Annotated in this window: 10 protein-coding genes; 6 read left to right on the forward strand and 4 right to left on the reverse strand. The window is 72.2% G+C overall.

Annotation, left to right across the window (positions count from 1 at the left end; all coding sequences use genetic code 11):
- Nucleotides 1-2: 2 nt before the first annotated feature.
- From WMF42_RS21205 to WMF42_RS21215, 3 genes are all read right to left on the reverse strand, one after another.
- Nucleotides 3-854 (reverse strand): arabinan endo-1,5-alpha-L-arabinosidase, encoded by an 852-nt coding sequence (locus WMF42_RS21205; protein ID WP_437693880.1) that lies wholly within the window; start codon nt 852-854, stop codon nt 3-5.
- Between the two features lie 49 nt (nt 855-903).
- Nucleotides 904-1,224 carry a pentapeptide repeat-containing protein gene (locus WMF42_RS21210; protein ID WP_437693882.1) on the reverse strand — a complete coding sequence of 107 codons (321 nt, stop codon included), beginning with the start codon at nt 1,222-1,224 and terminating at the stop codon, nt 904-906.
- Nucleotides 1,225-1,291: 67 nt separating this feature from the next.
- Entirely contained in the window at nt 1,292-2,935 is a 1,644-nt protein-coding gene (locus WMF42_RS21215) for a serine/threonine protein kinase (protein WP_437693884.1), read from the reverse strand.
- A 419-nt stretch (nt 2,936-3,354) separates the two neighbouring features.
- Between WMF42_RS21215 and WMF42_RS21220 the strand changes: the two genes are divergently transcribed.
- From WMF42_RS21220 to WMF42_RS21245, 6 genes are all read left to right on the forward strand, one after another.
- Entirely contained in the window at nt 3,355-3,522 is a 168-nt protein-coding gene (locus WMF42_RS21220) for a hypothetical protein (protein ID WP_437693886.1), read from the forward strand.
- A gap of 336 nt (nt 3,523-3,858) precedes the next feature.
- On the forward strand, nt 3,859-4,896 hold the full coding sequence (locus tag WMF42_RS21225) for an SDR family oxidoreductase (RefSeq protein ID WP_061612893.1): 1,038 nt from the start codon (nt 3,859-3,861) through the stop codon (nt 4,894-4,896).
- Nucleotides 4,897-5,107: 211 nt separating this feature from the next.
- Complete coding sequence (locus tag WMF42_RS21230; protein ID WP_437693888.1) at nt 5,108-6,895, forward strand: thiamine pyrophosphate-requiring protein; 1,788 nt, start codon at nt 5,108-5,110, stop codon at nt 6,893-6,895.
- Between the two features lie 2 nt (nt 6,896-6,897).
- Nucleotides 6,898-8,004 carry an enolase C-terminal domain-like protein gene (locus WMF42_RS21235; RefSeq protein WP_155799058.1) on the forward strand — a complete coding sequence of 369 codons (1,107 nt, stop codon included), beginning with the start codon at nt 6,898-6,900 and terminating at the stop codon, nt 8,002-8,004.
- 9 nt (nt 8,005-8,013) lie between these two features.
- Nucleotides 8,014-11,391, forward strand: coding sequence for an FAD-binding and (Fe-S)-binding domain-containing protein (locus WMF42_RS21240; protein WP_437693890.1), 3,378 nt, complete (start codon nt 8,014-8,016; stop codon nt 11,389-11,391).
- Nucleotides 11,388-11,693, forward strand: coding sequence for a hypothetical protein (locus tag WMF42_RS21245; RefSeq protein WP_437693892.1), 306 nt, complete (start codon nt 11,388-11,390; stop codon nt 11,691-11,693). The genes WMF42_RS21240 and WMF42_RS21245 overlap by 4 nt, the downstream gene beginning before the upstream one ends.
- Before the next feature lie 74 nt (nt 11,694-11,767).
- Here WMF42_RS21245 and WMF42_RS21250 read toward each other — a convergent pair whose 3' ends face one another.
- Nucleotides 11,768-14,023 carry a glycoside hydrolase family 15 protein gene (locus WMF42_RS21250; protein ID WP_437693894.1) on the reverse strand — a complete coding sequence of 752 codons (2,256 nt, stop codon included), beginning with the start codon at nt 14,021-14,023 and terminating at the stop codon, nt 11,768-11,770.
- Nucleotides 14,024-14,234: the final 211 nt, after the last annotated feature.

Below are 14,234 nucleotides of genomic sequence, written 5' to 3' on the forward strand. Positions count from 1 at the left end.
GCTCATGGCCCGCCGGACTCCGGCCAGCCATCGGTGCCCCAGCTCAGCTCGGCCACGCGAAGGGCAAAGATGCCGTCCGCTTCGGCGTCGTACGAATGATAGATGTTGTACCAGGACTCCCCATCTCGGAGCAAGCCGTTGCTGCCCGGCCCACGCCACCGCGAGCTGCTGGTGAGCACGCGCGTGCCGCCGCCGTCGAGCATGCGGGTGCCGAGCCTGTCCACGTAAGGACCGGCGAGCGCCTGAGACCGGCCCACCATGATCTTGTAGGTGCTTCTCGCGCCGGCGCAGCAGGTGTCGAACGAGGCAAACAGGTAATAGTGTTCGCCGCGACGTACGATGAACGGCGCCTCGATCGCGTTGCTCGGCCGCGCGGCGATGGACGTGAGCGTCCCGTCGACAGGATCGCCTTCATGGGTGAGCTGCACGAGCTTGAGCCCGGACCAGAAGCTCCCGAACACGAGCCAGGCCGTGCCCCGCTCGTCGATCACGACGTTCGGATCGATGGCGTTGTGGTCGGTGCCCTCGCTGCAGAGGACGGCGCCGCGATCCACCCAGCGGACCACCGCGGACCCCAGGGCCGCGGTGGTCGCATGACCGATGCAGGAGCGGTTCGTCCCGAAGTACGACGCCGCATAATACAGATGATACAGCCCACCCCAGTAAGAGACGTCCGGCGCCCAGAGCGCGTCGACGTCTCCCACTGCGCTCACGACCCACTCTGGCGTGGCGCTGAATACGGCGCCGGCGAGGTCCCAGTGCATGAGGTCCGCCGAGGTCCGGATCGCGATCCCGGCGCCGGTGGAGAAGACGTAATACAGATCTCCCGCCTTGATGATCGACGGGTCGTGCACTCCCTGGACCTCTCCGCTGAGGACGAGCGCGGCCGGTCGACGGTCCGTCTCACCGGGAGGGCCGCCGCCATCCCCTGCTCCTCCGGAGCCTGCTCCTCCCCCGGAGTTCACTCCCCCGGAGCTTGCTCCTCCGGAGCTCACTCCCCCGGAGCTTACTCCTCCGGAGCTCACTCCCCCGGAGCCTGCTCCTCCGGAGTCCACTCCTCCGGAGCCTGCTCCTCCGGCGTTCACTCCTCCAAAGCCTGCTTCTCCGGAGCCCGCTCCTCCGGGACCTGCTCCCCCGGAGCCCGCCGAGACACCGGACGACACGCTCACCGTCGCGGGCGCGCCGGCGTCGCCCCGTGCTCCGGTGTCTGTGCTTGCCCGACAACCGATCATCACGGTCAGGGCCAGCGCAGAGAGCGCCACCGTACCCGAGGTCGTGCCGGCGCTCGATCTCACATGCACTCGACCTTGAAGCGTTTGATCCCGTCAGCGTCGATGGTGTACGGCGGGTCGCATCGCGCGGCCGGCGGGCTCGCGGGCGCGGCGGGCGTGGCCGACGGCGCCGGGGGCACGTCGACCTCGCGCGAGGTCGACGGCTTCGCCGACGACGGGTCCTGCTTCGCGGACGGCCTGGCCTGCTTCGCGGAGGGGTGGGCCCGCTTCCCGGGAGGCTCGGCCCGGTTTGCGGAGGACGCAGCGGCCACGGGGACGGCGTCGGACGGCGGAACGGCCTCGTCGCGCAGCGGGGACGCCGGCTCCGCGGCCGCAGCCGGCTCCGCGGCCGCAGCCGGCTCCGCGGCCGCAGGAGCGGCGGCGGGCGCGACGGGCAGGGGCGAAGGCTGCGGCGCCGCCGGCGAGGGCGCGGCGTCTAGGGACGGGCGCTGGGTACGCGAGGAACGGGTGGTGGCGCCCAGGAAGATGCCGGCGCCGATCCCCAGGACGGCCGCGATGAGGAGCGGGCGAGACGCCCTCTTCAGCCACGAGCGCGACGCCGGCCCCGACGCGCCCGTGGACCTCGAGTCCGAGCCCGTCGTGGTGTAGCCGGCGGGCGCGAGCGATTGAGACAGCGGCGGCGGCGGCGGCAACGTGACGTCCGCCTGGGAGGACGAGCGCGCCATGGACGCCCGACGCTTCATCTCCTGGGCGATGACGCGCCTCGTCTGCGTGCGGACCTCGTCGAACTCGCGCAAGACGAACCGGCCGATGTCGCGGTTCGTCACCGTGGTCAACCCGACGGCGAACGCCTCGAGCTCGGCCTCGAGCTCGGACGCGGTGGCGTAGCGATCGTCCGGCGAGAAGGAAAGGGCCTTGACAATGATGCGCTCGAGGTCTTCGGGCACGTTGGGGTTGACCTCGCGCGGCCGCCGGACGTCCCCGTTCAGGACGCGAGTCATGATGGCGACGTCGGCCATCCCCCGCCACATCCGCTCGCCCGTCGCGGCCTCCCAGAGCATGACGCCGACCGCATACAGATCCGCGCGCCGATCGACGCGGCTCCCCTCGAGCTGCTCGGGCGGCATGTACGCGATCTTGCCCTTGATCACCCCCGTCACCGTCTCGGCCCCCGCGTCCGTGCGCTTGGCGATGCCGAAATCGATGAGCTTGACCTGACCGTCGTAGGTCACGAAGACGTTGTGGGGCGAGACATCGCGGTGCACGACGTGGAGGGGCTCGCCGTCGAAGCCGGTGAGCTCGTGGGCATAATGAAGGCCGCGAAGCACGTCGATGATGATCCGGAGGTGCATCTCCAGCGGGAGCTTGGTGCGCGCCCGCGAACGCAGGCTCGAGAGCGGCTGGCCCTCGAGGTACTCCATCACGATGGCGGCCCCCTTGGCCGTCTGCACGATCGCGCTCGTCTGGACGATGTTCGCGTGGTTCAAGCGAGCGGAGAAGCGCGCCTCGTTGATGAACATCTCCCGCAGCTCGGGGTGGTCCAGCAAATCGGTCCTGAGAAACTTCAGGACGACGAGCTTGTCCACGCCCTCCGCGCCGCTCTGCACGGCGAGGAAGACCTGCGCGGTCCCCCCGCGGCCGAGCTCTAGCAGGAGCTGATGCCCCACCTCGGGCGCGGCGCTGGACGTCCTCTCCACGTTCACGCATTCGATGATGCCACGAAGAAAACGGACGCGACTAGACCGTTTCAGCGGGATCTCGAGCCCTCGGCCGTGAGGCAGTGCATTGTGCCGCCTTCGACGCGGAAGCGCAGGTGCGATACTGTCGCAGCACGAGCGGCTCCCACCGCCATCTCGATCGGCGCCCGCGGCCTGGGCCACGCCCTGCAGGCGTTCGGCTCCCGGCCGCCGCGGCTCGCGGCGAGATCCCCCGCCTCGGCCGCTCGCGCCAGAGCGCGTTGGACCCCATCGCCTCGTTGTCGGAATACCCGTCCATACAGGTCCCGCGCGCGTCGCACGCAGGGGGGCCCGCGCACGTCTTCCAGACGACACAATCGAGGGGGCTCTTCATGCGCGAGGAGGGTGGGCTTGCCGTCTTCAACACAGGTGTTCCAGGTGTCGGCGTGGTCGGTACACCGGATCAACCCAAGGTTCCTGTCGGGTGTCTCGTCCAGACCGGATATGGCGTCTTCTCGTCGCGCGCGCAGGACGGGATCCGGGTCATACAGCTCAGCTTCGGCCCGGGCCAGGCATTCGACCTCTGGATCGACGACGTCGCGTTCTACAGGTGACCGCTTCTTTCCCCGTCCGCTGTCGCCGTTCGCGAGCGCGCCGCAGCCTCACCTCATTCGATCTCGAGTCCCCCGTGCGCGACGAGCAGCGCTGACGGCACCCGGCTCCGGACGACGACGGACTCGACAGTGCTCCCGCCTCGAGGGGCAGGCACCGCGCTCGTGCTTCCACGCCGGCAGGGGCGCGGCGTCGACGCCTGGCGCGACGAGCAGCCCGACCGGATGCTGCATCAGGCCAGGGAACGGAGCGCGCTCGCTGCCGAGCTCGAGGAAGTGACACGCCCAGGTGGCATTCACGTTGCTTGATGCCGCGGGCGAGGCGGAGGCGCGACGGGCATGGGCGATTCCAGGCGGCCGGAGGTCGTGGTGATCACGGGGGCGTCGGCGGGCGTGGGGCGCGCGACGGTGAGGCGGTTCGCGCGCGAAGGCGCGCGCATCGGGCTGGTCGCGCGCGGGCGCGACGGGCTCGAGGAGGCGCGGCGCGAGGCGGAGGACGCCGGGGCGAGCGCGCTCGTCCTGCCGACAGACGTCGCCGATTTCGCGCAGGTCGAGGCCGCGGCCGCGGAGGTCGAGCAGCGCTTCGGCCCGATCGACGCCTGGATCAACGTCGCGATGACATCGGTCTTCTCGCCCGTGAAGGAGACGCGGCCCGAAGAGTACGAGCGCGTCCTCAAGGTCAACTTCCTCGGGTATGTGCACGGAACGCTCGCGGCGCTCGCGCGGATGCTCCCCCGCGACCGCGGGGTCATCGTGCAGGCGAGCTCCGCGCTCGCCTTCAGGAGCATCCCGCTGCAGTCGGCCTACTGCGCGTCCAAGCACGCCATCGCGGGCTTCACCGAATCGCTGCGCAGCGAGCTGATCCACGACGGGAGCCGCGTGCGCGTGAGCATGGTGCACCTGCCGGGGATGAACACGCCGCAGTTCCTCTGGTCGAAGTCGCGCCTCCCCTACAAGCCACAGCCGGTCCCGCCGATCTTCCAGCCCGAGGTGGCGGCCGACGCGCTCCACTGGGCCGCGCACAACGACCGCCGCGACATCAAGGTCGGCTTCCCGACCGTCGAGGCGATCTGGGGGAACCGCGTGATCCCGGGGCTGCTCGATCACTGGCTCGCGAAGGTCGGGTACACGCGGCAGATGACCGATGAGCCCGTGGATCCGGATCGCGTCGACAACCTGTGGGCGCCCGTGCCGGGGGACTTCGGCGCGCACGGCCCGTTCGACCGGCGCGCCAAGTCGTCGAGCCTGGAGCTCTGGTTCGACATCCATCGCTTGTCGCTCGGCGCCGTGGCGCTGTGCGCGGCGGCCCTCGTCGGGGCCGCCGCGCGCAGCGCAGCGGCCCGGCGCAGCACCCCCTGGCGGCGCCTCCTCGCGTGAGGGGCCGCCGCCGACCGGCGAAGATCGCGCTCCCCCTGCCGGCGCGAGCGCGCGCCCGGCGCGCCCCGGAATGCATCGCCTGCGCCCGCGCGCGCAGCGGCCGCTCGCACGCGCAACCGCGGCACGCAGCGCGCGGCGCGGCGAGGCGGCACGGATGTCGCACGCCTCGCAGCGTCGAGCTCACGTTCCGAGCTCCCGGGGGGGAAGACTCATGGCCCAGACCGTCGGCGAGTTCCTGCTGAGGCGCCTCGTCGCGTGGGGTGTCCGGCGCGTCTACGCGTATCCGGGCGACGGCATCAACGGCATCGTGGCCGCGTTCCTCCGCGTTCCGGACCTCCGGTTCATCCAGGTGCGGCACGAGGAGATGGGCGCGTTCATGGCGTGCGCCCACGCGAAGTTCACCGGCGAGGTCGGCGTCTGCCTGGCGACCTCGGGGCCCGGCGCGATCCACCTGCTGAACGGGCTCTATGACGCCAAGATGGACCACCAGCCGGTCGTGGCCATCGTCGGCCAGCAGGACCGCGCCGCGCTCGGCGGGCACTACCAGCAGGAGGTCGATCTCGTCACGCTCTTCAAGGACGTCGCGCACGAGTACGTGCAGATGGCGTCCTGTCCCGCGCAGATCCGGCACCTCATCGACCGCGCGATGCGCATCGCGCGGGCGGAGCGCACGGTCACGTGCGTCATCGTCCCGAAGGACGTCCAGGAGATGGACGCCGTCGAGGAGCCCCCGCACAAGCACGGCACCGTGCACACCGGCCTCGGCTACTGCTCGCCGCGCGTGGTGCCGAAGGAGGAGGATCTGAGGCGCGCGGCCGACGTGCTCAACGCCGGCAAGCGGGTGGCGATGCTGATCGGCCAGGGTGCCCTCGGCGCCGCGCCGGAGGTCGCGCGCGCCGCCGAGATCCTCGGGTGCGGCGTGGCCAAGGCGCTGCTCGGCAAGGCGGTGCTCCCCGACGCCCTGCCCTGGGTCACCGGCGCGATCGGCCTGCTCGGCACCAAGCCGAGCTGGGACATGATGGCGAGCTGCGACACCCTCTTCATGGTCGGCTCGAACTTCCCCTACCCGGAGTTCCTGCCGGAAGAGGGCCAGGCGCGCGGCGTCCAGATCGACATCGACGGCCGGATGCTCGGCCTGCGCTACCCGATGGAGGTCAACCTGATCGGCGACAGCGCCGAGACGCTGCGGGCGCTCCTCCCTTACCTCAAGCTCAAGACCGACCGCTCGTGGCGGCGCAGGCTCGAGGAGAACGTGGCCGACTGGTGGAAGGTGCTCGAGGCGCGGGCGATGAACGACGCCGACCCGCTCAACCCGCAGCGGGTCTACTGGGAGCTGTCGCCGCGGCTGCCCGACCGCTGCATCCTGACCGCCGACTCCGGCTCGTCGGCGAACTGGTTCGCGCGCGACATCAAGATCCGCGAGGGCATGATGGCATCGCTCTCGGGGACGCTGGCGACCATGGGCCCCGGGATGCCGTACGCGGTCGCGGCCAAGTTCGCCTTCCCCGACCGCCCTGTCGTCGCGCTGATCGGCGACGGCGCGATGCAGATGAACGGCATCAACGTGCTGATCACCGTCGCCAAGTACTGGCGCGAGTGGAAGGACCCGCGCCTCGTCGTGCTCGTGCTCAACAACCGCGATCTCAACCAGGTCACCTGGGAGCTGCGCGCGATGAGCGGCGATCCCAAGCTCGAGGCGTCCCAGACGCTGCCGGACTTCCCGTACGCGGCCTACGCCGAGGCGCTCGGGCTCTCGGGCGTGCGGATCGACCGCCCGGACCAGGTCGCGCGCACCTGGGACGAGGCCTTCCGGGTCGACCGGCCGGTCGTGGTGGAGGCGGTCACCGACCCGGAGGTCCCGCCGCTGCCGCCCCACATCACGGTGAAGCAGGCCAGGATGCTCACGACGGCGCTGCTGCGGGGCGACCCGGGCGCGCGCGGGATCATCCGCCAGGCGTACCGCGACATGATCGAGAGCTGGATCCCGCACCGGGGGTGATCATGGCCGATCCGATGCAGCGCGCGGCGGTCCCGATCGAGCGGATCGAGGTGGCCGCGTACATCATCCCGACCGACAGGCCGGAGTCGGACGGCACGCTCGAGTGGCGCGAAACGACGCTGGTCGTCGTGCACGCGTCCGCCGGGGGCGAGCGGGGGCTCGGCTACACGTACGCCGACGTAGCGGCGGCGCGGCTCGTGGCCGACAAGCTCGCCGGCGTCGTGCGCGGGCGCGACGCGCTGGCGGTCCCCGGCGCGTGGGCCGCGATGGTGCGCAGCATCCGCAACCTCGGCCGGCCCGGCGTCGCGCAGATGGCGATCGCCGCGGTCGACGCCGCGCTGTGGGACCTGAAGGCCCGGCTGCTCGGCGTGCCGCTCGCTGTGCTGCTCGGGATGGCGCGCGACAGCGTGCCCATCTACGGCAGCGGCGGGTTCACCTCGTACACCGAGGCCGAGCTCGCGGAGCAGCTCGGCGGCTGGGTCGCCGAGGGCATCCCGCGCGTGAAGATGAAGGTGGGGCGCGACCCCGCGGCGGACCTCGCGCGCGTCCGCGCGGCGCGCCGCGCCGTCGGCCCGGACGCCGCGCTGTTCGTCGACGCCAACGGGGCCTACACGCGCAAGCAGGCGCTCGCCCTCGCGGAGCGCTTCGCCGGCGAGGGCGTGCGCTGGTTCGAGGAGCCCGTGACCTCGGACGACCTCGACGGCCTGCGGCTGCTGCGCGACCGGGCGCCCGCCGGCATGGACGTGGCGGCGGGCGAGTACGGCTACGATCTCGTCTACTTCCGCCGCATGCTCGACGCAGGCGCCGTCGACGTCCTGCAGGCGGACGCGAGCCGCTGCGGCGTCACAGGCTTCCTCGCCGCCGCGGCGCTGTGCGAGGCGCGCTCGCTCGACCTGTCGTGCCACTGCGCCCCGTCGCTGCACCTTCACCCGGCGTGCGCGGTGCAGCGGCTCGCGCACCTCGAGTTCTTCCACGACCACGTCCGCATCGAGCGGATGCTCTTCGATGGCGCCGTCGCGCCCGCGGCCGGGGCGCTCGCCCCGGACCTCGAGCGCCCGGGGATGGGGCTCTCGCTCCGGCGCGCCGACGCCGAGCGCTTCGCGGTGTGAGGGGGAATCATGCAGCACATGGAGGAGGAAAGGCAGAGAGCGGCGGCGGAGGACAGGCTCTCCGAGCCCGTCCAGCGCGAGCTCGATCGCGGCGTGATCCGCCTGCCCGGCGAGCGGCGCGTGCGGCTCGCGCCCGCGGCAGGGCCCGAGGTGGAGGCGCTCGCCGCCGAGCTCTCGCGCGCGGTCGAGGGCGAGGTCCGCTTCACCGCGGGCGACCGCGCGCTCTACGCCACCGACGGGTCGAACTACCGGCAGCTCCCCATCGGCGTCGTCGTGCCGCGCCACAAGGACGACGTGATCGCCGCCGTCGCCGCGTGCCGCCGCCACGGCGCGCCCATCCTCGCGCGCGGGGGCGGCACGAGCCTCGCCGGGCAGACGTGCAACGTCGCGGTCGTCCTCGACTTCTCGAAGTACATGCGCGGCGTCCTCGCGCTCGATCGCGCGAGCAAGCGCGCGCGCGTGCTGCCGGGCACGGTGCTCGACACCCTGCGCGACGCGGCGAACGAGCTCGACCTGACGTTCGCGCCGGATCCCTCGACGCACGAGTACTGCACGCTCGGCGGGATGATCGGCAACAACTCGTGCGGCGTGCACTCGGTGCTCGGCGGCCGCACCGCCGACAACGTGCACGAGCTCGAGGTGCTGACCTACGACGGCCTGCGGCTGCGCGTGGGGCCGACGAGCGAGGACGAGCTCGAGGCCATCGTCCGCGAGGGCGGCCGGCGCGGCGGCATCTACGCCGAGCTGCGAGCCATCCGCGACCGGTACGCGGACCTCATCCGCGCCCGCTATCCGCGCATCCCGCGCCGCGTGTCCGGCTACAACCTCGACGAGCTCTTGCCGGAGAACGGCTTCCACGTGGCGCGCGCCCTTGTCGGCACCGAGGGCACGTGCGTGACGGTGCTCGAGGCCACCCTGCGCCTCGTCGACTGGCCCAGGTTCCGGTCGCTCGTCGTGCTCGGCTACCCGGACGTGTTCTCCGCGGGCGATCACGTCCCCGAGGTGATGCGCGCCGGGCCGATCGCGCTCGAGGGGATCGACGACCGGCTCATCGAGGACATGCGCAAGAAGGGGCTGCACGAGCGCTACCTGAGCTACCTCCCGGAGGGCCGCGGCTTCCTGCTCGTCGAGTTCGGGGGCGACACCCTGGACGAGTCCGACGCGCGGGCGCGCGCCGCCATGAGCGCCCTCGCGCGCGGGCCGAACCCGCCGACGATGAAGCTGTACGACGACCCCGACCAGGAGCGCGCGCTCTGGGACGTGCGCAGATCCGGGCTCGGCGCGACCACGCGCGTCCCGGGGGAGCCCGACACGTGGCCCGGCTGGGAGGACTCGGCCGTGCACCCGGACAACCTGGGCGGCTACCTCCGCGACCTGCGCGCGCTCTTCGATCGCCACGGCTACAAGCCCGCGCTCTATGGCCACTTCGGGCAGGCTTGCGTGCACTGCCGCGTGGACTTCGACGTGGTGACGGCCGCGGGCATCCGCAACTGGAAGCGCTTCCTCGACGAGGCGACCGACCTCGTCGTCCGCTACGGCGGCTCGTTCTCCGGCGAGCACGGCGACGGCCAGGCGCGCGCGCAGTACCTGCCGAAGATGTACGGCGAGGAGCTCATCGAGGCGTTCCGCCGCTTCAAGGCCGCGTGGGATCCTTCGTTCTGCATGAACCCCGGCAAGGTCGTCGACCCGTACCGCGTCGACGAGAACCTCCGGCTCGGCGCCGGCTTCCGCTCCGCCGCCGTGGAGACGCACTTCCGCTTCCCGGACGACGACGGCGACTTCACGCGCGCGGCCCTGCGCTGCGTGGGCGTCGGCAGGTGCCGGCGCCACGACGGCGGCACGATGTGCCCGAGCTACAGGGTCACGCACGAGGAGGAGCACACCACGCGCGGCCGGGCGCGCCTGCTCTTCGAGATGCTGGAGGGGAGCGAGCTCCGCGGCTTCCGCGACCACGAGGTGCGCGAGTCGCTCGACCTGTGCCTCGCCTGCAAGGGGTGCAAGGACGAGTGCCCGGTCCACGTCGACATGGCCACGTACAAGGCGGAGTTCCTGTCGCACTACTACGCGGGGCGCCTCAGGCCGCGCGCCGCCTACACGATGGGGCTCGTCCACTGGTGGGCGCGCGTCGGCCAGCGCGTGCCGGGGCTCGCGAACCTCGTCACGCAGACGCCCCTGCTCGCGGCCGTGGCGAAGAAGATCGCCGGCATCGCGCCCGAGCGGAGCATCCCGCCGTTCGCGCGGCGGTCGTTCCGGCAGTGGTTCCACGGCCGGCCGCGGCGCAATGCCGGCGCCCCGCAGGTGCTGCTCTGGCCGGACACCTTCAACGACCACTTCTTCCCGGACACGGCCATCGCCGCGACCGAGGTGCTCGAGTGGGCGGGCTACGAGGTGATCGTCCCCGAGCAGCAGCTCTGCTGCGGCCGGCCGCTCTACGACTTCGGCTTCCTGAAGACGGCCCGGCGCCTCCTGCGCGAGGTGATGAGCGCGCTGCGCGACCCGATCGAGCGCGGCGTGCCGGTGGTCGGCCTGGAGCCGAGCTGCGTCTCGGTCTTCCGCGACGAGCTGCGCGGGCTCTTCCCCGACGACCCGGTGGCGTCGAAGCTCGAGCGGCAGACGCACATGTTCAGCGATTTCCTGAAGGGGGCGCTGGACGGCGATCCCCGCCGGCCTCCGGCCGGCGCGCGCGGCATCGAGCTGCCGAGGCTCGACAGGCGCGCCGTTGTGCACGGGCACTGCCACCACAAGGCGATCCTGGGCATGGACGGCGAGCGCGACGTGCTCCGCGGCATGGGCCTCGACGTCGAGCTGCTCGACTCGGGCTGCTGCGGGATGGCGGGCGCGTTCGGCTTCGAGGAGGGCGACAAGTACGACGTCTCGATCCGGTGCGGCGAGCGCGTGCTCCTGCCCGCGGTCCGGTCGGCGCCGAAGGACGCGCTGATCGTGACCGACGGCTTCAGCTGCCGCGAGCAGATCCAGCAGACGACCGACCGGCAGGCGCTGCACGTGGCCCAGGTGGTGCGCATGGCGACGCTGCACGGCCCCGAGGGGCCGGCGGGCGACTACCCCGAGCGGGCGTACATGCCCGGCCCCGAGGAGGTCTACGTGCTGCCGGCCGCGAAGGCGGCGGCGCTCGCGGCGGCGCCGGCCGGCGCGGCGCTCCTCTGGGCGGCCGGCCGGCGGCTCGCGGCCGAGCGGCGGCGCGCGCGGCGCGGGCGGTGGCTCCCGGCGGCGGGCGTGGCCGCCGTGGCGCTCGCGGCGGTGGGGTTGCTCGGGCGAATCGCGCGGGCGCGCGGGCACGCGGCGGCGGGCGCCGGCGCGGCGCGCGACGGGGCGCCGGCGTCGCCGCTCAGGGCTCGCCAGGGGACCGACGACGGGAACCGCCGATGAAGCACGTCGTGGGCTGGATCAGCTCGCTGCTGCTCCTCGTGACCTTCGGATCGCAGACGTACCGGCAGTGGAAGGGCGACGAGGGCGAATCGGAGAAGTACACCCTGATCTTCTTCGTCGCCGCGATCGCCGGGACGGCGGGGAACTTCATCTACAGCCTGCTCGTGAACAACTGGGTGTTCACCGCCCTGAACGCCGCGCTGGTTGTCAACAACGCCGCCGGGCTCTGGATCACCGTCCGCAACCGGAAGCAGGCGCGGCGGGCGGAGGCGGTCGGCGGCGATCTGGCGCCGCGCCCGTGAGCGCCCGGGTAGCCGGCGGAGGAGGCGGCCGAGCTGCCCTCCGGCAACCGGACACGGTCCGGACCGGAGCGGCGCTAGCCACCTCCGGCGCCGCGGATCGGCAGGCGGAAGAGCCTCGCGTCGTCGTGCTCGCGCAGGGCCGTGACGAACTCGGCGTGGGCCCACCCGAGGGGCGCCGCCGCGCCTGTCGGCTGGCCGGCGCGGGGCCCACGATCGAAGACCTGCTCCGGCAGCATCCGGGACGCGGTCGCGAAGCGCGCCATCGCGTCGAGGTACGGCCGCATCCTCTTCCGCGCCGCCTCGGGCGAGCCGGACTCCTCGAGCGCCCTCGCGAGCTCGTACTCGGCCCTCTCGCCCGTCAGCGTCGGCCATAGCATGCCTCGTGTCCGCTCCCCCGTGCGCGGATCGAAGCCATACATGTCGCCGACATAGCGGTGGAACCCCGGGCCGAGCCCCGGGACCTCGACCCGCAGCGCGGCGTCGCACGCCGCCACCGAATCGGCCATGTTCGCCGCGAGCGCCGGGCGCACGCCGAGCACGGCGAGCCGGAGGAAGCCGCAGTCGACGACGTCGCGCTCCCGCCAGAAGCGTCCTTGCACGACGTAGCCTCGATCGTCGTTCGGGTCCCTCGGGGCGTCCGGGCCACCGGCCCCGTCGACGCGCTCGTAGTACCGCCCGTTGCCGACGCTCCCCCGGGTCGTGAACGTCCAGTCGTCGACCTGCCTGGCCCAGCGCTCGGCTGTCTCCCTGTACCGGGCCTGGCGATCGCGGTCCCCCGTCGTGCCCGCGATCTCCGCCGCGTGGACGAGCGCGGCGCAGAGGAAGGCCACTGTCGACGGCGAGATGCCCGAGACCTCCTCCCATCGGTCGAGCGGGGTCCAGGGGCCGAACGCCACGAGGAAGTCGGCTGTGCGGCGCACGAGCTCCCAGCACGCCTCGGGCGCGCCGGGCTGATGCTTGTGCACGTGGTAACAGAGGTCGATCGGCTGCGCGACCTGATCGAGCTCCAGGCCTCTCCAGTACGGCTCACCGTCGGACCATGTGTTCTGGTAAAACGAGCCTTCCTTCGAGACATGGATCGAGCCGAAATCCCATGTTCCGTCGGAAGCGGAGAGCTGGACGCTTTTCATGAAGCGCACCGCCGCCCGGGGTGAGCGCGTATCGCCGGCGGCGAGCAGCGCGAGCGCTATCTGGACGAGATCGCGCGGCCACACGAGGTGGTAGCCGCCCGTGATCCTGTCCGACGCCCGCGGCGAGATCGCGCTCGCCCTGTCGACCTTGACGTCGCCCCAGGGCACGGAGGGCGACGCGATGAAGGCCCCTGCGTGCGTCCTGTCCTCCAGGGACTTCATGACCGCCACGGAGCTGCGGTAAAGGCGCGCGAGCTCGGGCGTGGCGCTCCCGAGCGGGCGGAGGGATGCCTGATAGGCGCGCCACTGGGCGCAATACCTGTCGAGGAGGGCGCCGGGGTCCTCGCGGAGCGACGCCTGGGCGGCGCTGTAGGCCTCGCCGATGTCGCTTCCGAACCCGAGCGCCAGCGTGAGCTCGTCGGTCCCGGGCGCGAGCGGGAGGTCGAGCTCCCCGGTGAGCGCGACATCCCCGTCCCTCGCCTCGCGGTAATGCGTGGTCAGCGTGCGGTGCTTCTGCAGGTCCCGATAGCCATCGCTCGCCGTCCCGGAGAAGCCGGCCGTGGCGTCGCGCAGGGCGACGGAGGCCACGAAAGCCTGGGCAAAGGGGCCTTGCCAGGCGAACAGCCCGGCCCCCGGCGCATCTCCGGTGCTGGCCATGGCGCTGTCGCCGAGCGGCGTGTTCCCCACGCCGGGGTTGTGAAGCACGAAGAACCTGAGCCCTCGGACGTTCCGGGTGATCTTCAGCCGCTGCAGGACCACATCGCGATCGGGATCGGCGAAGATCGTCTTCTCGATCCTGAACCTGCCGCCCGGATCTTCCGTGATCACCCGGAAGGCCGGCACGCCTTCCTCGATCCACGAGGCGCTCCGCCGCGCGTCTCGCCGCTCCTCGAAGAGGCCTCCGCGGCCGCCCGTGACCAGGAGCTGGCTATCCCGCGTCTGCGGGGTGTCGTTCGTCGGCCAGTAGACCTCGGTCAGGATGCCGCTCGCCCCGGTGAACCACACCCTGCTGATCGGGGCCGTGTCGGAGCGCGCCGAATACGTCAGGTCCGCGTCGTAGCTCTCGTACGCGGCGCCGAAGAAGTCCTTGGAGCCGTGGGACCAGCTCCCCGAGGACGAGGACCCTGGCGCCGCGCCGGAAGGCGCCGCCGCCCTCGCCGCGGCGTCGGTCGGGAGCGAGAAGCCGAGGATTGCGATCAACGTCGATTTTCCGAAGGTTCGCATAGGCGGGGATCCGATCTGCGAGGACTGCACAGCTCGTCGGTTCGAGCATGCAACACGAGGTCCATCTGGGCCCGGAAGGCTCGGGCGCCACGCGCGGGCTGCTCGGGCGTATCGCGATCGCGCGGCGGCAGGCGCGTCACGCCGGGACCACCGCGCGACGAGCCCGTCGGTCGATGAACGCGCCACG

This window comes from Sorangium sp. So ce176, assembly GCF_051519835.1.
GTDB lineage: Bacteria > Myxococcota_A > Polyangia > Polyangiales > Polyangiaceae > Sorangium > Sorangium cellulosum_G.

Excerpts from the sequence above, each read along its gene's own strand:
- WMF42_RS21225 (WP_061612893.1), top strand. The coding sequence starts at position 3,859 with ATGGGCGATTCCAGGCGGCCGGAGGTCGTGGTGATCACGGGGGCGTCG.
- WMF42_RS21230 (WP_437693888.1), top strand. The coding sequence starts at position 5,108 with ATGGCCCAGACCGTCGGCGAGTTCCTGCTGAGGCGCCTCGTCGCGTGG.
- WMF42_RS21235 (WP_155799058.1), top strand. The coding sequence starts at position 6,898 with ATGGCCGATCCGATGCAGCGCGCGGCGGTCCCGATCGAGCGGATCGAG.
- WMF42_RS21240 (WP_437693890.1), top strand. The coding sequence starts at position 8,014 with ATGCAGCACATGGAGGAGGAAAGGCAGAGAGCGGCGGCGGAGGACAGG.
- WMF42_RS21245 (WP_437693892.1), top strand. The coding sequence starts at position 11,388 with ATGAAGCACGTCGTGGGCTGGATCAGCTCGCTGCTGCTCCTCGTGACC.